General features: G+C 69.6%; 21 protein-coding genes and 1 tRNA gene. 7 read left to right on the forward strand and 15 right to left on the reverse strand.

Annotated features, from left to right (window positions below):
* Positions 1-10 precede the first annotated feature (10 nt).
* From EPN98_RS14665 to EPN98_RS14675, 3 genes are all read right to left on the reverse strand, one after another.
* Complete coding sequence (locus tag EPN98_RS14665) at positions 11-487, reverse strand: nuclear transport factor 2 family protein (RefSeq protein WP_293363603.1); 477 nt, start codon at positions 485-487, stop codon at positions 11-13.
* A gap of 179 nt (positions 488-666) precedes the next feature.
* Positions 667-1389, reverse strand: coding sequence for a hypothetical protein (locus EPN98_RS14670; RefSeq protein WP_293363604.1), 723 nt, complete (start codon positions 1387-1389; stop codon positions 667-669).
* 129 nt (positions 1390-1518) lie between these two features.
* On the reverse strand, positions 1519-2400 hold the full coding sequence (locus tag EPN98_RS14675) for a metallophosphoesterase (RefSeq protein WP_293363606.1): 882 nt from the start codon (positions 2398-2400) through the stop codon (positions 1519-1521).
* Between the two features lie 110 nt (positions 2401-2510).
* Between EPN98_RS14675 and EPN98_RS14680 the strand changes: the two genes are divergently transcribed.
* Genes EPN98_RS14680 through EPN98_RS14690 form a run of 3 tightly spaced genes read left to right on the forward strand, consistent with a single transcriptional unit; the run spans position 2511 to position 5439 of the window.
* A complete protein-coding gene (locus EPN98_RS14680; protein ID WP_293363608.1) occupies positions 2511-3608 on the forward strand; it encodes a CDP-alcohol phosphatidyltransferase family protein in 1098 nt (365 codons plus the stop codon).
* The gene (locus EPN98_RS14685) at positions 3605-4519 is read left to right on the forward strand and encodes a diacylglycerol kinase family protein (protein ID WP_293363609.1); all 915 of its coding nucleotides are present in this window, start codon (positions 3605-3607) and stop codon (positions 4517-4519) included. Before EPN98_RS14680 ends, EPN98_RS14685 begins: the two co-directional genes overlap by 4 nt.
* A complete protein-coding gene (locus tag EPN98_RS14690; RefSeq protein ID WP_293363611.1) occupies positions 4516-5439 on the forward strand; it encodes a hypothetical protein in 924 nt (307 codons plus the stop codon). Before EPN98_RS14685 ends, EPN98_RS14690 begins: the two co-directional genes overlap by 4 nt.
* A 10-nt stretch (positions 5440-5449) precedes the next feature.
* Here EPN98_RS14690 and EPN98_RS14695 read toward each other — a convergent pair whose 3' ends face one another.
* The 7 genes from EPN98_RS14695 to EPN98_RS14725 all read right to left on the reverse strand — a co-directional run bounded on the left by EPN98_RS14695 (position 5450) and on the right by EPN98_RS14725 (position 13152).
* Positions 5450-6664 (reverse strand): pyridoxal phosphate-dependent aminotransferase family protein, encoded by a 1215-nt coding sequence (locus EPN98_RS14695; protein WP_293363612.1) that lies wholly within the window; start codon positions 6662-6664, stop codon positions 5450-5452.
* Between the two features lie 2 nt (positions 6665-6666).
* Positions 6667-6918, reverse strand: a complete 252-nt coding sequence (locus EPN98_RS14700; RefSeq protein WP_293363790.1) for an acyl carrier protein — start codon at positions 6916-6918, stop codon at positions 6667-6669.
* A 109-nt stretch (positions 6919-7027) separates the two neighbouring features.
* Entirely contained in the window at positions 7028-7963 is a 936-nt protein-coding gene (locus EPN98_RS14705; protein WP_293363791.1) for an SDR family NAD(P)-dependent oxidoreductase, read from the reverse strand.
* Complete coding sequence (locus EPN98_RS14710; protein WP_293363614.1) at positions 7960-9678, reverse strand: fatty acyl-AMP ligase; 1719 nt, start codon at positions 9676-9678, stop codon at positions 7960-7962. The genes EPN98_RS14705 and EPN98_RS14710 overlap by 4 nt, the downstream gene beginning before the upstream one ends.
* Positions 9675-11051 (reverse strand): lipopolysaccharide biosynthesis protein, encoded by a 1377-nt coding sequence (locus tag EPN98_RS14715; RefSeq protein WP_293363615.1) that lies wholly within the window; start codon positions 11049-11051, stop codon positions 9675-9677. The genes EPN98_RS14710 and EPN98_RS14715 overlap by 4 nt, the downstream gene beginning before the upstream one ends.
* 137 nt (positions 11052-11188) lie before the next feature.
* Positions 11189-12193: an alpha/beta fold hydrolase gene (locus tag EPN98_RS14720; protein WP_293363616.1), complete on the reverse strand. Its 1005-nt coding sequence runs from the start codon at positions 12191-12193 to the stop codon at positions 11189-11191.
* A gap of 122 nt (positions 12194-12315) precedes the next feature.
* Positions 12316-13152, reverse strand: coding sequence for an MOSC domain-containing protein (locus EPN98_RS14725; protein WP_293363617.1), 837 nt, complete (start codon positions 13150-13152; stop codon positions 12316-12318).
* Positions 13153-13487: 335 nt separating this feature from the next.
* Here EPN98_RS14725 and EPN98_RS14730 point away from each other — a divergent pair, with 335 nt between their 5' ends.
* Entirely contained in the window at positions 13488-15071 is a 1584-nt protein-coding gene (locus EPN98_RS14730) for a caspase family protein (protein ID WP_293363637.1), read from the forward strand.
* Positions 15072-15077: 6 nt separating this feature from the next.
* Here EPN98_RS14730 and EPN98_RS14735 read toward each other — a convergent pair whose 3' ends face one another.
* On the reverse strand, positions 15078-15515 hold the full coding sequence (locus EPN98_RS14735) for a hypothetical protein (RefSeq protein WP_293363639.1): 438 nt from the start codon (positions 15513-15515) through the stop codon (positions 15078-15080).
* A 124-nt stretch (positions 15516-15639) separates the two neighbouring features.
* Positions 15640-15715: transfer RNA gene (locus tag EPN98_RS14740), tRNA-Lys, on the reverse strand.
* Positions 15716-15967: 252 nt separating this feature from the next.
* On the opposite strand from EPN98_RS14740, the gene EPN98_RS14745 reads away from it, so the two are divergent.
* Both EPN98_RS14745 and lepB read left to right on the forward strand, forming a co-directional pair.
* Positions 15968-16282, forward strand: a complete 315-nt coding sequence (locus EPN98_RS14745; RefSeq protein ID WP_293363640.1) for an Hpt domain-containing protein — start codon at positions 15968-15970, stop codon at positions 16280-16282.
* Positions 16283-16359: 77 nt separating this feature from the next.
* The gene (lepB, locus tag EPN98_RS14750; RefSeq protein WP_293363642.1) at positions 16360-17124 is read left to right on the forward strand and encodes a signal peptidase I; all 765 of its coding nucleotides are present in this window, start codon (positions 16360-16362) and stop codon (positions 17122-17124) included.
* Between the two features lie 111 nt (positions 17125-17235).
* Here lepB and EPN98_RS14755 read toward each other — a convergent pair whose 3' ends face one another.
* Positions 17236-17571, reverse strand: a complete 336-nt coding sequence (locus EPN98_RS14755) for a hypothetical protein (protein WP_293363644.1) — start codon at positions 17569-17571, stop codon at positions 17236-17238.
* A 126-nt stretch (positions 17572-17697) separates the two neighbouring features.
* Here EPN98_RS14755 and EPN98_RS14760 point away from each other — a divergent pair, with 126 nt between their 5' ends.
* Positions 17698-17988 carry a hypothetical protein gene (locus EPN98_RS14760; protein ID WP_293363645.1) on the forward strand — a complete coding sequence of 97 codons (291 nt, stop codon included), beginning with the start codon at positions 17698-17700 and terminating at the stop codon, positions 17986-17988.
* Here EPN98_RS14760 and EPN98_RS14765 read toward each other — a convergent pair.
* Both EPN98_RS14765 and gcvA read right to left on the reverse strand, forming a co-directional pair.
* Entirely contained in the window at positions 17985-18602 is a 618-nt protein-coding gene (locus tag EPN98_RS14765) for a hypothetical protein (RefSeq protein WP_293363646.1), read from the reverse strand. The genes EPN98_RS14760 and EPN98_RS14765 overlap by 4 nt on opposite strands.
* Positions 18603-18637: 35 nt before the next feature.
* Positions 18638-19597, reverse strand: coding sequence for a transcriptional regulator GcvA (gene gcvA, locus EPN98_RS14770; RefSeq protein WP_293363648.1), 960 nt, complete (start codon positions 19595-19597; stop codon positions 18638-18640).
* Positions 19598-19616: the final 19 nt, after the last annotated feature.

Genomic DNA, 19616 nt, shown 5'->3' on the forward strand with positions numbered 1-19616 from the left:
GGACATTGTGTCAGCGAGGCTCGCCATCCGGTACAAACTGCACAGTCGAGAAGGTCGCCGCCCTTATCAGCCAGCCCGAAGCGCGGCGCTGGACGACAAAGGTCCAGAATCCCTCCTCGACCTCCCGCCGCCCATTGCGGGTCAAGGTCGCCCGAACGGGGTAGACGGCATAGACACTGTCGTCGTGGACGTCGACGAACGATGGAGCGGTGATCCTTCCCCAATCCGTCACTTCAAGTCTGTTCTGCTGCGCCCATCGCTCGGCTGCGTCCCACTCGTCCTCACATGCCGACGGTCCCGAAAAGACGTAGGGCGGTACGTGGTCGACATAGATCATGTCCGGAGCGCAGAACGAGGCGTAGGTCGCGCGGTCAGGCGCAGCTGCGAATCTCTGGACGACCGCCAAGGCCGCGCTGGGATCAACGGCGTGGGCCGGGGATCCCATGAGCGTTGAAGCCAGAACAGCCGACGCCACCCCGCGCAACATGCGACTCATCCCCGAGAGGCCTTCGGACAGTTTAGCATCAAGTCAGCCTTGAAGCTCCCGATGGTCGATTGCGCCGCGTCAGTCTTCCACCCATCCCAGACCCTCGCGACGTCCGCGGGCCTCCCGCCGCGATCCTGCCACGAGCGCTGCAGATACAGCCGGGTCGGGGCGTGACATGTTCAGGTGAGGGCGGCGTAAAGGCTGGACGCAACGGCCTGCCACAGGTTCGTGTCGAACAGGAAGGCTTCAGCCGCCTGTTCCGCCACAATCGGGACGCCGACGAACCACCACACGGGGTGCACGCGACCCTCGACCCATCGGTCGCGCAGCATGGCGACGAGGACGAGGCTGTAGGCCGCAACGATGGCAAACCAGATTTCGGGTCGAGGGACCGCAGGAAACCAGTGCCTCAGGCGAAACCAGGCGGGCCACAGCACGACAATCGTCGCCAGCAACATGAGCCGCTTGTGGACGGCGGGCCTGGCCCGGAGAGCTATGGCCGCGATCACAAGCGCCAGGAAGATCAACGACGCCGTGACGACGCCGAGGAGGCCGGAGACGGCGGTCGCGCCGAGGCCGGCGGCGAGATCCCGCTCCACCACATAGAGTCCCGCCGGAATGGCCGTGGCGGGCACGACGAGAGCGATGATCGCACCGAGAGCACCCGCTCGGACATGCAGGTCGTAGCGTCGGCGCTGGATCAGCGCGGGCTGAACCACGAACAGCAGCACCCAGGAGAAGGCTGCCGCGCCGTGGAGATGCACCACGAGAGGCGCTTGAAACGTGCCGGAAAGCGCAGGAACGAGAAAGGTCTTGGAGAACCCCGCGACGGCCACGCCCAGCCCCAGCAGGGCCATGCCAAGATAGAACCGCGTGGTACCGACCGCGTCCGCACTGGTCATCCAGTAACCCCACCCAGGCCCGGAGCGTGCACGCGCGGAAACCCCCTGTCGAGCCGAATGGCCATGGGGCCAAGCCGGGCTCTGACCGGGCGCTCGCAGCCTTCAAGACACGCGGTTCGGAGCGCCGCCTCAGGCCAGCACGAAGCTGCCCTTGTGCTCCACCGTCAGCTCCAGCGTGATGCCCCGCGCCGTCACGGTCGTGCGGAAGCCTTTGCCGTCGCGGAGGATCTCGAGTTCGTTCCAGCGGGCGGGTTGGCCGCGGCCGCCGGCGGGGGTGGAGGCGGCGGGGACGGCCAGAACGGGGATGGCGGCGGCCGGGCCCGGGACCGTGGTCAGAAGGGCCTCGTGGGCGTGGCCGTGGAGGATGAGTTCGGCGCCGGTCTCGGCCAGCATGGCGCGCAGGGCGTCGGCGTCGACCAGCTCCTTGCGGCCGGACACCACGTCGGGGGCGACGGGGTGGTGGACCAGCACCACGCGGTAGAGGCCGCGCTCGGCGGCCTCGCGCAGCAGGGCGCGGGCGGCGGCGATCTGGGCCGCGCCCAGCTCACCCTGGGCCAGGTGCAGCGCCGTGGGCACCGCCGAGGACAGGTTGATCAGCGCCACGGGGCCACGGACGCGCAGGTAGGGGAAATCGGCGCCCTCGTCGCCCAGCCAGGGCCGCCAGGGGGCGAACGCCTCTGGCGCGCCGCGGGCCGACAGCGCATCGTGGTTGCCGGGACTGACGGTGACCCCGCCAGGGTCGCCCAGGTTGGCCAGCCAGGCGCGCGCGGCCGCGAATTCCTCCGGCGTGGAGAAATTGATGATGTCGCCCGTGATCGCCACATGATCAGGCCGGCGGGCGGCGATATCGGCGGCGATGGCGTCGAGGACGACCTGATCGTGGCGATGCTGCTTGCGCCGCCAGGCAAACCGGCTCAGCAGGCGTTTCGAGGCCACGTCGCGCCAGCGGAAGGGCAGGGGCGGCGGCGGCAGCTGCAGGTCTGACAGATGGGCGAGACGGAAGGCGGTCACGAGCTTTCCTAACGGAACGGCCCCCGGTATCAGGTTCCACCGATTTGCGTGAGGCGTAAGGCTAGCTTTTGCAGACGTTGGATGACGCGGCGGTGACGCCGGCAGGAACGATGACGACACCCGCTGGGATGATCTTGGGCGCGGGCGACGTCCGCATATGGGGCATGACCGCCCGCGAGCGGCTGCGCCGGACCTTCGCGCGCGCCAAGCTGGCGGTGGTCGAGACCGCGCCCGCGTCAGGCGGGGTTGTGCTGGCGCTGGGCGGCTGGGTCTATGACGAAAGCCTGCTGGCGACCCTGGCCAAGCGCCCGGACGCCGTGCTGGTCACCGACGACGGCGAGGCCGTGGCGGCCCATGTTCCCGCCTCTCAGGTGGCCGAGGCGTCGGCGGCGCTGGAGAGCGGCCGTGAGCCCGCGGGGCTGCAGCGCCTGTCGCTGGCCGAGCTCTCGTACAACGAGGCCCTGCGCAAGCGCGAGCCGCCGGTGCTGGTGCGGCTGACGCCCGAGAATGTCCGCGCCGTCGAGGCCCGCACCTTCGCCGGCTCGTACAAGGGCGTGACCGATGTCGTCACCAAGTACTGGTGGCCTGTGCCGGCGCGCATCGTCACCCGCTGGTGCGCCATCGCAGGTTTGCGGCCCAACCATGTGACCTTCATCGGGTTTCTGCTGGTGCTGGCGGCCTTCTACCTCTTCTGGCAGGGCCAGTTCGGGTGGGGCCTGCTCTGCGGCTGGATCATGACCTTCCTCGACACCGTGGACGGCAAGCTGGCCCGGGTGACCCTGACCTCGTCGGCGATCGGAAACGTCTTCGACCACGGCATCGACCTGATCCATCCGCCGTTCTGGTGGTGGGCCTGGTACGCGGGCTGCTTCGGGATCTGGGCGATCGGAACCGATGCGGCGGGGATCGCGCTGTGGGTGATCCTGGGCGGCTATGTGGTCCAGCGGGTCATCGAAGGCATCTTCATGCGCCGCTTCGGCTTCCACGTGCACTCGTGGCGCGCGTTCGACAGCTTCTTCCGGCTGATCACCGCGCGGCGGAACCCGAACCTGCTGATCCTGACGCCGGCCTGGGCGATCGGACAGCCGGTGCTGGGCTTCTACCTCGTGGCGATCTGGACCGGGCTGTCGCTGATCGTCCACGCCGTCCAACTGGTCCAGGCCATGGCCATGCCGCGCGAGCGGGTGGTCTCCTGGCTGTCGCGTTGATCCGCGCGGGCCTCATCTGGAATCAGAACAGCCACCGCAACCGCGGCTCGGGCGGCCCTGCGCCGCTGCCCGAGGACGTCATCGACATCGTCCCCGAACAGCCCAGCCACCTGATGGCGGGGCTCAGGCGGCTGGCGGGCGAGGGCGTGGAGCTGGTGGTCATCGACGGCGGCGACGGCACGATCCGCGAGGTGCTGACGCGCCTGCCCGAGGCCTATGGCGGCGGCAAGCTGCCGCGTCTGGCGGTGCTGCCCAACGGCAAGACCAACGCGCTGGCGCTCGACATCGAGACGCCGCTGGGGACCACGCTCGAAGACATCCTGGCCTCGGTCGAGGCGGGCAAGCCCACCAAGCGGCGCCAGTGCCTGGAGGTTCTGCGGGCAGGCGAGACGACGCCTGAGCGGCGGGGTTTCCTGTTCGGCGTCGGCGCGTTCGTGCGGGCCACCAAGCTGGCGCAGAAGAACCACGGCCGGGGATTTTTCGACAACGCGGCGGTGGGCGTCACCATCGCCGGCGGGCTGTTCCGCACGCTGCTGGGCGGGGCGGGCGACCGCTGGCGGCGCGGCGAGCCGGTGGCGCTGTCGTATGACGGTCCCGAAGCCGCGCGGCGGTTCATCGTCATGGCCTCGACGTTCAAGCGCTTCCCGATGGGCTTCAAGCCGTACGGCGAGCCGCGGGAGGGCCTGAAGGTGCTGACCGTCGACGCGCCGCCGCGCAGCCTGCTGCGGGCGCTGCCGCGCATCATCCGGGGCGATGAGACGTCGTGGCTGGCCGACCACGGCTATCGGCGCGACGACCTGACGAGCTTCGGGATCCGCTGGGAAGGCGACTTCGTCCTGGACGGCGAGCCGTATCCGGGCGGGGACCTGACCGTGCGCCAGGGCCCGTCGCTGGAGTTCGTCATTCCGTGAACGACCTTTCGGCCCTGATCGAGGCCGAGCTGGCCTCGCCGGCGCCGGCGGGGGTGGTCGAACTGGCGGCCGCGCTGGCCGATCCGGCCCGGGACGCGGTGATCCTCTACTATGGCTCGACCCTGCGCACGGGCGACCTGACCGGGATCCTGGACTTCTACCGCCTGACCCGCGGGCCGCATCGGCGCGGCCTGCGCGGGCTGGTCGAGCGCCTGCTGTGGCCCGAGGTGAGCTACCACGAGGTCGAGACCTCGGCGGGACGGCTGCGGGCCAAGGTGGCGACGTTGCCGATGGCGACTTTCCAGCGCGCCGCCGCGGGCCGGACCCTGGACACCACCATCTGGGCTCGCTTCGTCCAGCCGGTGCAGCGCGTGTGGAGCGCGGGGCCGGGGGAGGCTCAGGAGGCCGCCCAGGCGGTTTCGGCGGCCGTGACGACCGCATCCAGGTTCGCCGCCGCCCTGGGCCCCGAGAGCGGCCCTGCCGAGGCCTACTGGCTGGCGCTGTTCCGCCGGACCTACGCCGCGGAGTTCCGGATGGAGACCACCAGCCGGGCCGACACCGTCGTCGCGCCCTTCGCGGCCCGGTACGCGGCGATCCTGCCGCTGGCTTGGCAGGCGGCCGGCGTGGCGTTCGAGGTCGCGGGGGAGGGGCTGCGGCCCGAGCGGCGCGGTCTGCCAGGGTGGATGCTGCCGAACCTGATGGGCAAGCCGCTGAACGTCGCGCGGATCCTGAAGGCGGCCTTCACCTTTGACGGCGCGGCGCGCTATGCGGCCTACAAGGTCGAACGCCACACGGGGATCGAGATCGCGGTGACGCCCTGGCGCGAGCGGCATCCGTTCCTGGCCGCGCCGGGCGCCTGGCTGGAGCTGCAAAAACGCCGGCGCGAGATGGCCCGCGCCGGCGCTTTGAAGAGCAGATAGCGGTTTCGATCTACGCGGAGGCGCGGCGCGCACGCTTCAGCAGGCCGTACTCCAGGCCCAGACGCTCGAAGATATCCAGCACCGCGTCGATCTGCTCGGCGGTGTGGGCCGCGCTCACGCTGGAGCGCAGCAGCGACTTGTTCTCAGGCGTGGCCGGCGGGATCGCCAGGTTCAGGTAGACGCCGTTCTGCAGCAGCGCGTTCCACATCGTGACCGCCATGGCCTGGTCAGGCATCACCACCGCAGTGATCGGGCTGGCGTGGGGGCCCACGGCGTAACCCATGTCGCGCAGGCCGTCGTAGAGGCGGTCGGCGTTGGCGGCCAGGCGGACGCGCAGGCTGGAGTCCTCTTCCAGGCGCTTCAGCGCCGTCAGGGTCGAGGCGATCACGGCCGGCGGCAGCGAGGCGGTGAACATGTAGGGCCGGCTGACGATGCGCAGCAGGTCGAAGTTGTCCTCGTTCGAGACCAGGAAGCCGCCGACGGCGCCCAGGCTCTTGGAGAAGGTGCCGACGATGAAGTCGACGTCGTCCTCGACGCCGGCGGCCTCGGCCAGGCCGCGGCCCTTCTCGCCCAGGACGCCCATGGAGTGGGCTTCGTCCACGAGCAGGTAGGCGCCCATTTCCTTCTTGACCGCGACCATCTCCTTGAGCGGCGCGACGTCGCCGATCATCGAGTAGATGCCCTCGACGACGATGAGGCTGCCCTTGGCGGCGTCGCCCATGCGGCGCAGGCGCTTGGCCAGGTCTTCGGGGTCGTTGTGGCGGAAGCGGATGACCTCGGCGCCCGAGAGCTTGGCCGCGTCATAGATCGAGGCGTGGCTATCGGCGTCCAGGATCAGGTGGTCGCCCCGGCCGACGAGGCCCGAGATGCCCCCCAGGTTGGCCTGGTAGCCGGTCGTGAAGACCATGGCGTGCTTGCGGCCGTAGAAATTGGCCAGCGCCGTCTCCAGCGCCGTATGGCCCGCGAAGGTGCCGTTGGCGAATCGCGAACCGGTGGTCCCCGTGCCCCACTGGCGGACCGCATTGGCCGAAGCCTCGATGCACTCCGGGTCGAAGGTCAGGCCCAGGTAGTTGTTCGTGCCGAGCAGGATGACCTGCTTGCCATCCAGCATGCCCTCGGTGGGCGAGAGGATTTCGTCGAATCGAACGGCGGACGGATCAGCGCCAGCAGCGCGGATACCGTCCAACGGGGCGCGATAGCCCAGGTGCTTGTCGAGCAGCCCCATCCTTAAGCCTTTATCCGCAGCTTGTTGATCAGGTCGGAGAGGTCGCCCACCGTCTGCACGGTAGCCAGGCGATCGAGAGGAATCGATAGGTCGAACCGATCCTCAAGCTCCATCACGATGTTCATGAGCGCAAGCGAGTCGACCGCGAGGTCGCGGGCGATGTCGGTGTCCGGGGTCACCTGCACGCTACGGCCGAGGACCGTTTCGGCGGCCCGCGCGACTTCGCGGACGGTCAGGTCCGTCGCCAGTTCCACCATAAGTGAGCCCCCCATCGGCTCTTAACAGCTTACGCAAGCCGCGTACCTAACCATGTCCGACCTCTTTTTCTACCGTGGCGATCAAGGGTCGGTCACAAATCAGCTACTAATGTTTCATCCATGCCGCAGTGCGGTACCACGCCACGGTGTGTTCGAATCCCGCCCGAAGATCAAACTTGGCCATTGGTGTTCCTTCTGCCCGCTCCTCCGGCGCGACCGCCCAGTTTGGATGCAGCAGTTCTCTGACCTTCGCGGAGGTCAGCATAGGGGTCACGCCCGCGAGCACAGTGAAATCATTTGTGATTCCGACGGCGCGGATCAGGGCCTTCGGCGCCGGGGCAAATCGCGGCGAACGGCCGCAGGCGCGCGCCGCCTCGGCCATCAACTCGCGCCATCCATACCCTTCGGGGCGGTCGTCGCAGAGCGCGAAGGTGCGGCCGGATGGCTGCGCTGCAGCAAGGGCGGCGGTTTGCGCCGCGGCGTCCTCGACGTGGATCATCGCCACCTTGGCCGACTCGCTGACCACGGGGAGCAGGGGGCTGAGCGCTGCGGCCTGGAAGACCGGCAGCAACTCGCGGTCGGAGGGGCCGTAGATCGCGCAGGGCCGCACGATCGTCAGGCGCTCGCCCAGCATCTCGGACATGGCGCGCTCGCCGGCGTGCTTGCTGGCGCTGTAGTGGGACAGCGCGGGCTCACGCGCCGTCAGGCTGGAGACCAGCACCGTGTGCGGGACCGACTCGGCCGCGCGGGCCACGCGGCGCGCCCCCTCGACATTGACGGCGTCGAACGCGGCGCGGCTGGGGGCCTTCACGAGGCCGGCGGCGTGAATCACTACGTCGGCGCCCAGGCAAAGCCGGCCGAGGGCGTCGTCATCGCGAAGATCGCCGGCGACCACTTCGGGCGTGAGGTGGCGCCAGAGGCTGTCGACAGGATCGCGGCGCGAGAGGATCCGCACGCGCCAGCCGGCCTCGCCCAGGGCCCGGACCACCTGGCGGCCCAGGAAGCCCGTGGCCCCCGTGACCGCCGCGAGCCGGCCGGTCAGGCCGGCACCTCCTGCTTGAAGGCGCCGGCCAGGAACAGGGCGCGGGCCTTCGAACGCGACAGCTTGCCGGACGAGGTCTGGGGCAGGGTGTTGTGGCCCACCAGCTCGACCCGCGCCTCGACGCCGTGGCGGGCGCGCAGCAGGGCGGCCACGTCGTCGGTGAGGGCCTTGCGCACCTCGGGATCGCCCGAGCGGGTCTGCACCAGCACCACCAGCTCTTCGCCGGCGTCGGCGTCTATCGAGAACGCCGCCACGTCGCCGCTGCGCAGGCGTTCGACCTCGGATTCCGCTGTCCACTCAAGGTCTTGTGGCCACACGTTACGGCCGTTCAGCAGGATCAGATCCTTGGCGCGGCCGGTCGGCACGATCTGGCCGTCTGCGAGATAGCCGAGGTCGCCGGTGTCGAGCCAGCCGTCCGCCGACATCGCCGCCGCCGTCGCCTGGGGATCGCCGTAGTACTCGCGCATCAGGCTGGGCCCGCGCACGAAGATGCGGCCGACGGTGTGTTCGCCCAGGACGCGGCCGTCCTCGTCTCGCACCTCGAGCTCATGGCCCGGGAAGATTGGGCCGCAGCGCACGAAGGCGCGCGAGCGCGGGCCCGAGCCGGCCTGGACCACGCCGTCTTTTTCCATGCGGTCGACATCTACGGTGTCGAAGATCAGGCCCTTGTGCAGCGGAGCCATCGTCAGGCCCAGAGTCGCCTCGGCCATGCCGTAGCTGGGCACGAACGCGGTGGCGGCGAAGCCCGCGGCGGCGTAGCGCTCGGCGAAGGCCAGCAACGGCCCGGGGCGCACCATGTCGCCGCCGCAGCCCGCCACCCGCCACGACGACAGGTCGAGGCCTTCGCGCGTGCCGTCGCCGCGCTTGGCGCAGAGCTCGTAGCCGAACGAGGGGCTGTAGCTGATCGTGCCGCGGTTCTTCGAGATCAGGTCCAGCCAGAGCAGCGGCCGGCGCACGAAGGCGCCCGTGGGCATCAGGTCGATCGACATCTGCGCCGACAGCGGCATCAGCAGGAACCCGACGAGGCCCATGTCGTGATAGAGCGGCAGCCACGAGACGGCGCGGTCGGCCGCCGTCACCTGCAGGCCGTCGCGGGTCGAGGCCAGGGCGTTGGCCATCAGGGCGCGGTGGGTGCAGAGCACCCCGGTCGGGTTGCGCGTGCTGCCTGACGAAAACTGGACGTAGCTGGGGTCGTCCGCGGTGGGCTCGGGCAGGTCCGCAGGCGGCGCGTCCGGCAGTTCGCCCACGGTCATCGCCAGACTGGTCCCCGCGGTCGCGGCCGCGTCCTTCAGCCAGGGCAGCAGGGTTTCGGGTCCGAACACGGCCGTGGCGCGGGCCGAGGACAGCATGCGGCCGATCTGCTCGACATAGGCGTCCTTGCCGCCCAGCGGGGCGGGCAGGGGCAGCGGGGCCGGCGTGATCCGCGCGTACTGGCAGGCGAAGAAGGCGGTGATGAAATCGGCGTCGGTTTCGGCGACGAGGCCCACGCGGTCATGCGGCTTCAGGCCCGCGGCCAGCAGGCGCGTCGCCATGCCGCGGGCGCGGTCGCGCAGGGTCGCATAGGGCAGGGCTTCGACAAGCTCGCCCCGCAGCCCGTAGAGCGTCAGGCCGGTCGGCCCCCCGGCGGCGAAATCCAGCGCCGCGGTCAGGGTCGCAAAGCCGCCCTCCTGGAACGGCCTGTCCGGCGCCGTCGGAATTGGGGTCGTCGTAGTCAATCGTCGCCTTTCAGTCGTTCCGCGGGATCGGCTTCGGCGGGCGTGGTCGCCGTCTGTCGATTCCCGTTCTCTCTGAGGATGAACCACAGCATGCCCAGGGCAAGCGCGGCGGCGGCCGCAGCCAGCCCGGCGCCCGCGCCTATAAGGCCGAACTGCCGCACGAGGAAGGGCATGGCCGCCAGGAAGGCGACCCCCACCGCCAGGCGCACGCGCACCGCGGCCCCCGGCTTGCCCAGCGAAATGAGCATCGGCTCCAGCGGCAGCGCGAAGATGCCGATGACCGCGGCGCCCACCTGCCAGGTCATCACATCGGCCGCGGGCGCGAAGTCCTTGCTCATGACCAGGGTCAGCAGCTGAGGCCCGGCGAACGCGCTGACCGCCAGCATGACGAGGCCGATGCCGCCGGCCAGCAGGCCCACGTTGCGAGCCAGCCGCCACATGGCGTGCGGCTGGTCGTCGGCGCGCAGGCGGGCGAGCTCGGGGTAGAGTGCGGGCGTCAGCAGCTTGGCGGGCTTGGCGAGCGCATCGGCCACCTGCCGGCCCACCCGCCAGAACGCCGCCTGCGCCGGGCCGACCAGGGCGCCCACGATCAGCGTCGCCACGTGCGTGAAGGCCACGTCCAGCGCCGAGGCCATGTTGGTGTTCCAGGCGAAGCGCCAGGCGCCGGGCATGCCCTCGGTGAGCGGCCCGCGCCAAGAGAAGTCCTGGGTCAGCCCGCGCTTGCGCAGTTCGGCGTAGGCCGAGCCGGCGAGGTAGAACCAGCTGCCGACCGTGCCGATGGCCCAGGCCAGCAGGAAGCCCTCCATGCCGGCGCCCAGCAGCAGGGCTGCGATGCTGCCCACGGCGCGGAACAGCGAGATCAGGCCGGATTGCCAGGCCAGCACGTCGAACCGGTCGAACAGCCGCAGCAGGCCCAGCGGCGTGGCCGAGACCATGAAGGCGATCGAGAGCATGTAGAGCGCCGCGGCCGGCGCATCGTCGCTGCCCCAGCCCAGGGGCCGGGCGAACACGAACGCGCCCACGATACCCACGGCGATGCCGAAGGCGGTGCTGACCAGGTCGAGCGCCAGGCTGAAGCGCAACACGCGCTGGAAGTCGGGAATCCGCCCCTCGGCCAGGGGCCGCGTGCCGAAGTGCAGGATGGTTTGCCAAGATTGGAACTTGGCCACCTCGCCCAGGAACTGGCCGAACGCCATGATCAGCACCAGCACGCCCATCTCGGCCGCGCCCAGCGCCCGGGCCGCGATCGCCACCGCGACCAGTCCCAGCACGGCGTTGACCGTGCGGCCGCCCAGCAGCAGGCCCGCATTGGCCACCACCCGCCGCAGGATCGGCCGGACGCCGGCGATCTGTTCCGCCTGGGACGCGCTCATGCGCTCTCTGTCGACTCCATGACGCCATCCCCGAACCGGCGGCGCGCCCTCAACTACCCCCTAGCGCATTCGACGGGAACCGACGAATGCGCGAGCCTCCTGCTTACCGGGACGACCAAGGGGCGGGCACGGGTCGGCTAGGCGCCTAGAAGCTCCGCCAACGTTCGGTTGATGAAATCGCTGTCCGGCGGGTTGTTTCCACCGCCCGCAAGGTGTCCCCAAATCGAGGGGATGGGTCGGCAAGACGCACCTGGGATGTGAGCGACTTCAGCCTCGTTGTCCTCCGGCCTGAAGTAGAGGTCGGTCTCGCACGGCAGCGCGATCGTCTTGGCCCGAATGGCGCCAAGCGCAGCCTTCAGGTCCCCGCCATGGCGCTCCGCCGAAATGTCGGCGTGCTGCCAGGTCCAGATTTTCGCCAACAGGTCATTGGCGTCCCACGCCCCAAAGTAGGGTTCGGCGAATCCCTGCAGGAAGCCCTCAACGCTGTCGAAGCCAAAGGCCTTGAACAGACCTTCGCGATAGAAGGCCTGTGATGGAAACCAGCCGGCGTAGATCCTGGCGAAGGCGGCGAGGCCTTGCTGCGGCGGGGCCGCGTAACGGCCACCCTCGAAATCGGATGACGCCATGAGCGCCGCCTTCAGGCCCGCGAGCATGACGTAGTTGTGGGGCGAGACCCGCGCCGCGCCGCAGATCGGCGCCAGGCGCTCCACCATGTCTGGATAGGCGCAGGCCCATTCGTACGCCTGCAGCCCGCCCATCGAATAACCCACCGCGAGCGCGATCTTCCTCACGCCGAGGCTGCTCACGAGTCGATGCTGGCAACGAACATTGTCAGCGATCGTGACGTTGGGAAAACGTGGGCCCTGTTGATCGGTCTGGGCCCGACTGGGTGATGTCGAGAGGCCGTTCCCGAACATGTTGGGCACGATCACGAAATAGCGCTCAGGGTCGAGGGCCATGCCTTCGGCGATAAGCCATTCGTTGTTGTCGTGGCGGCCCGTGTAGTGGGTCGGGAACACGATCGCGTTGTCGCCAGCGGCATTGAGTTTGCCGTGTGTTGCGTACGTGATCTGCGCCGACTTCAGCGTCGCTCCCGTCTGAAGCGATACATCCCCGAGCTCGAAGACTCCGAGTTCAGCCATCCAACACCCCCCGAAAGACCATCGCCCCGCCAATCCCGCAGTTCGTAGAACCGGCCCGAGACGGACCTACGCTGGCCCGGGAAGACCGCGAACCCCCGGCCGACGCCCTGCGAGAGCTTACCCTAGTCGAGCCAGCGGATCGCATCGCCCTGTCTAATGGGGCCCGGCTCCAAAACATCGGCATAGACTCCCACGCAGGGGAGGCGGCCCACAGCACCGAGATCGACCATGTTGCGCTGGGCGATACCCCGCAGAAGCTGCGGCGCCCGGGGTAGTCCGTCCTGGGCCAGGGTGACGTTCACGCATCGGGGGCAAGGGATGGTCATCTTCAGGACGACCTGATCACCGATGGCCACCCGACGACCGGCCCAGGTGTTCTCCACGAAGGGCTCGCCCTCGGTCTGAATGACGATGTTGGGGCGAAAACGCCGAACGTCGACATCACCTTGCGGATAGGCGCTCTTGAGATGGTCGATCGTCGAGGTCCCAACCAGGTGAATGCACGCAAGGTCGAAGAACGTCCCCTCCGGCGCTCCGCCGGCCAGTGGCGCCTCGGTCAGCTCTGACGCTGCTCCGGCCAAGGTCCCGGCCGGAAACTCGATCAATAGACCGGCCGGCGCATGCGACGTCAGGCTGAGCCGTCGGTCGAACCGCTCGGACAGGCGCTCGTCGATGTCCGGCTGTGAGGTCATAAGCGTTTCGCCGTCAGGGCTGGTGATACGCACCGCCGGCGCCGGCTGGCCTGCCCGAGGCTCTTCCGCATAGGTCGCACGGTAGCTCATGAATCCGGACGCCCAGGTCCTGACGGCGGCCGTGCGGTTGGACGCCCGATCCACGAATGCGTAGGCGCGATCTCCCGCCAATCCGCGCGCCGTCACCTCAGCGACTTGCACCTTCTCGCCCATCATCGACTTGATCGGATATCTCCAGATTCCATCGACGATCTCGTTGGCCGCCATGCCTTTCGTCCCCTTCGTCGACAATTCGTCACTGGCTCAAGTCGCTGTGGCAGCACCATCGAGACCCGCGAATGAGGCGGCAAGGGGAATGTCAGGGATCGACCTCTTCCTCGGGCGGCGCCTCCTGAGCCAACGGCGGCGCGCCCGCACCCTCGGCGACGCCTTGTCGCCTCTCCCACGGCGCCGCCGCGCCTCGGAGAGGGGCATCTGTGGCGGTTTCCCACATCGGCTGGACGCCTCCGCCGCGCCGTGGCGGTCGTAGTATTCCAGAGGGCGGCTTCTCGGCCGCGGGCAGCGGCGCCATTGTGGGCGCCCCGGCGGAGTTGGAAGCGTCCATGCGAAGTGTGCTCGCAGCCCTTTTGGTCTTCATCCTGGCGGCTGCCGCAACGCCCGCCTCGGCCGAAATCCGGGCGCTGATCGTGGCGATCTCGAAGTACAGCGACCCGATTCCCTCGCTGGAGGGGCCGCCCAACGACGCCGCGGCGCTGAAGACCCTGTTGGAGCAGCAGGGCGCCAAGGACATCACCTCGCTGGCCGACGGCCAGGCCACGCGCAGCAACATCCGCGCGGCGCTGGAGGGGCTGGGCAAGCGTGCGAAGCCCGGCGACTGGGTGATCTTCTTCTATGCGGGCCATGGGGCGCAGGCGAAGTCGCGCGATCCGACCGAGACCGACGGCATGGACGAGTTCATGGCCCTGGGCGGTTTCACGGTCAGCAAGCCCGACCCCAACACCTACATCCTCGACGACGACCTGCGCGGCTGGCTGGTCAACTTCTTCCCGACCAGCGTGAACGTGCTGCAGATCGCCGACGCGTGCCACTCGGGCACGCTGAACCGCTCGGCGGTCGCCAAGTCGGTGTTCAAGAAGCGCTCGGCGCTGGACAACCCCATGGCCATCAGCCTGCCGCCGCCGCCCCCTGACCCGGCGCGGCTGCCGCCCTCGGCGATCGATCCGCCGAACCTGGTCTATGTGGGCGCCGCCCAGGACGATCAGTTCGCGCTGGAGGGGCCGCTACCGCGGGGCGACAGCCCCTCGCGGGGCCTGCTGACCTATGCGCTGGAAGGCGCGCTGAAGGAGCGGCGGCCGAACGGCAACCTGGTTTCCGACCTGGACAACAACGGCCAGCTCTCGCTCGCCGAGCTGGCCTCGACGCTGGAGAGCCGCACCCGCGAGCTGTCGTCCACCCAGCAGTGGTCCAGCGCCGCGGTGCCGCCGCGCAACGAGCGCAGCGTGATCTTCCAGCCGCTGAAGGCGCCGCCCGCCGACGAGCGCCCCATCGAGGTGAAGCCCGCCGACGACGCCGCCGCCGACCTGCTGGGCGGGAAGGGGCCCTGGGCCTCGATCCCGCGCGGCACGCCCGACCTGACCTGGAACGCCCAGGAGGGCTGGGTCACCGACAACCGCGGCGACCGGGTGGCAGAGGGGCTGAAGACGCCCGAGCAGCTGACCGGCGTGATCATGAAGCGCCGTGCGATCAGCCAGTTGGCCGGCTCGGCCAACGAGCGGCAGATCAAGGTCGATATCGGGCCGCGGCCAAAGGGGCAGCTCTACAAGAAGGGCGAGGCCGTCGACCTGGCGGTGACGCACCGGGGCGGCGCGGGCTTCCTGACCGCCTTCAACCTCGCCAGCGACGGCACGGTGCAGATGCTCTACCCGCTGGACGGCGACGGGAACGGGCAGATGGTGGCCGGCCAGACCCGCGTGGTCATGGCGCGGACCAAGGTGGTGCCGCCGTTCGGCGTCGATAATGTCGTGGCGGTGGTCACGCCGGACGAGCCCATCGTGCTGCGCGCGGCGCTGAAGCGCATCGACGGCAAGCGCGATTCGATGGTGGCCGCGGGCCTGGTGCGCGACGAGCTGGACCAGGCCAAGGGTCAGGCCTCGATGGCCCTGGGCGAGCTCTACACGGGTCCCTGAGCTAACCTAGCGAGCGGCGAGGTAGGCCTCGAGAGCTTCCCGGGCCTGCGCGGCGCAGCCGCCGGACTGCACAGCCAGGATCTGGTCCAGACTGTTCAGTGTCGCCGGGTCGGGGCAGACGCCCGAGCGGCGCCCCCCGAAGGTGCGGCCTTGCGGCGGCGGATCGATCAGGACCCGGAGTTGGGCCATTCGCGTCGGGTCGGCCGGCGCGCCGGGACGCGGCGCCACGGCGCCGGCGGCGCTGCCGCGCAAGGTCGTGACCTCGCCCGAGGCGTTCATGAGGCGCAGCGTCTGGCCGGGCTCCAGCGAGAGCCGCTGGCCCCCGTCGACCTCGGTTCCGGGCTTCAGGGCGGGATTCGTCGAGGCCACGATCACATAGTCGCCGGCGCTGGCGGCGCCCGCGGCGCCCAAAGCCAGAAGAATGCCCAGGACCGCGGTCCGCATGGCGCTACCTCCTGCAACTGTCGGCAGAGTGATCTCGCCCCAAGGGCAAGCGGTCAAGGCTTTGCGCCCAGCGGGGGAACGCCCCGGCCTGCCGGCCCTTCGAAAACACCAACTTTTGAAAAGATGGTGGGTGCTGGGGGATTCGAACCCACGACCCGCTGATTAAGAGTCAGCTGCTCTACCAACTGAGCTAAGCACCCGCTCTAGTCCGCACCTCGTGGAGGCCCGGCGGCGAGGGCGCGGAAAATACGCAAATGCGCGCCTTTGGCAAGGCAGGTCAGAAAACTATTTGCCTGGACCGATCGCCGCGCCGCTTCAGAAGCGCTCAATATCTCTTTGATAGTATAGTCCCGCAAAGCAACCTGAGCGGGTAGCGCGACGATGGCGCTGTGTGCCAACAACGGGGCTGCGAGCGGGGCTGATTCCCCGCCGCGGTCCGGCAAGGGGTGAGCATGAGCGGCGGCGCGGTCGACTTCGACTATCTGGAGGGCTTCGCGGCCGGCGACATGACGGTCGTCACCGAGGTGCTGGCGCTGTTTCAGGGACAAGCCGAGGGGTGGCTGGCCCGCATCGACAACCCGCCCGAGGGCTGGCGCGACCTGGCCCATACCATCAAGGGCGCGGCGCGGGGCATCGGAGCCAACAGGCTGGGCGAGGTGGCGGATCGCGCCGAGCGTGGCGACGAGAGCCTGAAGCCGGACCTTAGCGGCGCGCTCCGCGACACCCTGGCGGACATCCAGGGCTATCTCGCCCGCGCCGGCGGCTGACGCGTCCGGACACGTTTCGCCGCCGTCCGGACGGGACGCCGATTGCGGCGTGAGCGAGGGGACGGCCTCTAGGGGCCATGAGCACCCCGCAAGACACCGCCGCCGCCCCGCCGTCCGCCCGCGCCCAGGCGCTGGACTTGATCGTCACCCTGGCCACCGCGATGGCGATCGCGCTGGTCCTGCGCGTCGCGCTGTTCGAGCCCTTCACCATCCCCTCGGAGTCGATGGAGCCGGGGCTGCAGACCGGCGACTACATCGTGGTCTCCAAGTGGGACTACGGCTGGAGCCGCTATTCCATCCCGCTGGGCCTGCCGCTGTTCTCGGGTCGCGTGCTGCAGAGCAAAGGGCCGCAGCGGGGCGATGTGGTGGTCTTCAAGCTGCCCCGCGATCCCAAGGAGGCCTGGATCAAGCGGGTGATCGGGCTGCCGGGCGACCGCGTGCAGGTGCGCGACGGGACTGTGTTCGTGAACGACCGGCCGATCGTGCAGAGCGACGGCGGCCTGACCCAGGACCCCGGGGCGCCGGACGTCACGGTCCAGCGCAAGCTCGAGCATCGCCCGGACGGCCGCAGCTATGTGACGTTTGACCGTGGGCCCTTCCACGACGGCGACGACACCGGCGTCTATCGCGTGCCCGAAGGCAACTACCTGATGATGGGCGACAACCGCGACAACTCGCTGGACGGGCGCTGGCCGGGCTCGGTGGGGGTGGGCTACCTGCCGGCCGAGAACATCGTGGGACAGGCGCGGATTGTCCTATTGTCCTGGCACGGGGCCTCGATCCTGAAGCCCTGGACGTGGCTCAACATCGATCTCAGCCGCCTCTGCCAATTGATCCGCTAGAGCGCGTTGCGGAAGAGTGGGCGCCGGTTTTCCGCGCCGAAACGCGCTCCAGCTTTAGACGTTCGAGCCTGTTTACTCCGATCAGGCGGTCGCGCCTGATCGGAACAGGCTCTAGCGGCGGAACTCGTCGAAGCTCAGCACGCCGTCACGGTTGGCGTCCTGCTGGACGAACGCGGCGCGGCGCAGGGCGTCGGCGGCCGCGGGCTGGCGGGCCAGCGAGGGCAGGGCGACGGCGCCCACCGCCGCCGCGATCAGGGCGCCCACGACCAGGCGACTGCGGCGGGCCGTGGCGCGCGGCGGGGCGATCTGCTGGTCGATGTAGCCGCGCAGCGCCTCGCTGGCCGAGCGACCGTCGCGCTGGCAACGCTCCATGAACGCCAGCTTGGCGTCGTAGGGGAGCCGGATCTCGAGCGTCTCGCTCTTCTTGGGCGGCCGGGGCGTCTTCATGGGCGGAGCGAACCTCATTTCCGCGCGGGGGAACAGAAAAAAGCTGTCCGGACACGGATGTGGGGATGCCAATGTCGGCCTGCGAGGGCCTGCCGCGTCCTAGTCTGGAACCCCTGTGGAGGCCGCATGAAAGCAGAGACCATCCTCGTCGAGAACGTTGTCAGCTCCGGCAGCCAGCGCCCGGTGAACCGTGAGAAGTACGAGGCCGTTCGCGGCCCGATGCTGGAGGCGCTCCCCGCGACCGCGCCGGGGCTCTCGTCCGCCGAGCTCAAGGCCGCCGTCCTGCCACGCCTGCCCGACGCCCTTTTCCCCGGCGGCCAGACCGTCGGCTGGTGGCTGAAGTGCGTGCAGCTGGACCTGGAGGCCAAAGGCCTGATCGTGCGCCATGGCAAGCCGCTGCGCTGGCATCGGGCTTAGGGGACGAGGACGGCGTCCGTGTAGGTCTCGACCAGCAGGCTGAACGGGCGGCCGTCGGGGGTCTGGAGCAGGGCGCGGTGCTGGAGCACCTGGGGCGGCGGCGTGGCCGGCGTATCGAACGCCAGCTCGCCGCGAGCCTCCCAGCCGGCCGGCAGCGGGTTGAACAGCAGCCGCGACGACAGCGTCCGGCGCTGGAAGCGCAGGGGGGCCACCACCACCCCGAACGGCGTCTCGGTGGTGTTGAGCGCGCTGTTCATCTCGGTGGTCAGGCGGCCGGGCAGGTACCAGTTGTCGGCCTTCGACAGCACCACGTCGCCGCACATCAGCTCGACCCGGCGCAGGCGGATGGGTTCGTTGGCGGCGGCTCCCAGCTCGCGACGGGCGCCGGCGGCGGCCTGCGGGCTGTCCGGGGTCTCGATGCGAAGGGCGCGGACCCGCGGGGCTTCAGGGTCGTGACGGTCGCACAGCGCCTGCAGGACGGCGGTGGCGCTGTCGCGGCTGAGTAGCTCGGCGTTCAGCGTCTGCAGCTGCGCCAGTTGGCGCAGGCGCTGCACATAGGGACTTTGCGAGGTTTCCGCCGGGGCCGGCGAGCTCGCAGCAACCAGGGCCGCCACAAGAACTCCTACAAATCGCAAGCGGGCGTGGCCCCCTAAATCCCAGCGCCGTTGTCGATGGCTCGCAGCGCCTCTTCGTGCGCCTGCGCTTCCGCCTCGATCCAGCCAATGAAGGCTTTGACCTGCGGGAGCCGTCCCTTGGCCTTGGGATGGACGAGGTAATAGGCGAAGTCGACGGCCGTGGCGATCTGCAAAGGCGCCACCAGACGTCCGGAATCGAGGTCGGCCTGGGCCAGGGTGCGCTTGGCCAGCGCCACGCCGCGGCCGTTGGCGGCGGCCTCGATCACCAGGCTGGACTGGTTGAAGCGCGGGCCCCGGTGGCCGTCGATGCCGCGCAGACCGCGGGCGGCCAGCCACATAGGCCAGTCGGGGCAACTGTCGTCGATCTCGGGCGAGCCGTCGTGCAGCAGCACATGGCCGGCCAGGTCCTCGGGCGTCGAGAGCGGCGTCTGGGCCAGCAGGTCGGGGCTGATCACCGGGATCACGGCCTCGCTCACGAGGCGCTTCACTTCCAGCCCCGGATAGCGCCCGGCGCCGTAGCGCAGCGCCAGGTCCACCTCGCCGGCGCTGAGGTCGACCAGCTCCATCCCGGCGTTAAGCCAGACGTCGACGTTGGGGTGCGCGCGTTCGAAGGCGCCCAGGCGCGGCGCCAGCCACTTGGCGGCGAACGAGGGCGGGGCGGTGATGGTCAGGCGGCGGCCGTCGACGGCGGCGGTCAGCAGGCTGGCGGCCTCGGCCAGGCGGTCGAACGCCTCGCGCAGGGCGGGGAGGGCGGTCTGGGCCGCGTCGGTCAGCAGCAGGCCCTTGGGCGTGCGCTTGAAGAGGGCCGCGCCGACATAGTCTTCCAGGTTCTGGATCTGCTGGCTCACAGCCCCCGGCGTCACCGACAATTCGTCAGCGGCCCGGCTGAAATTGAGATGGCGCGCGGCGGCCTCGAACGCCCGGAGCGCGTTCAGCGGCGGCAGCCGGCGGCGCTGTTGGGCGCCCCTATCCATGATCGCTCCGTTCGAGAAT

This window comes from Phenylobacterium sp. (assembly GCF_004299445.1).
In the GTDB taxonomy this organism is placed as follows: Bacteria; Pseudomonadota; Alphaproteobacteria; order Caulobacterales; family Caulobacteraceae; genus Phenylobacterium.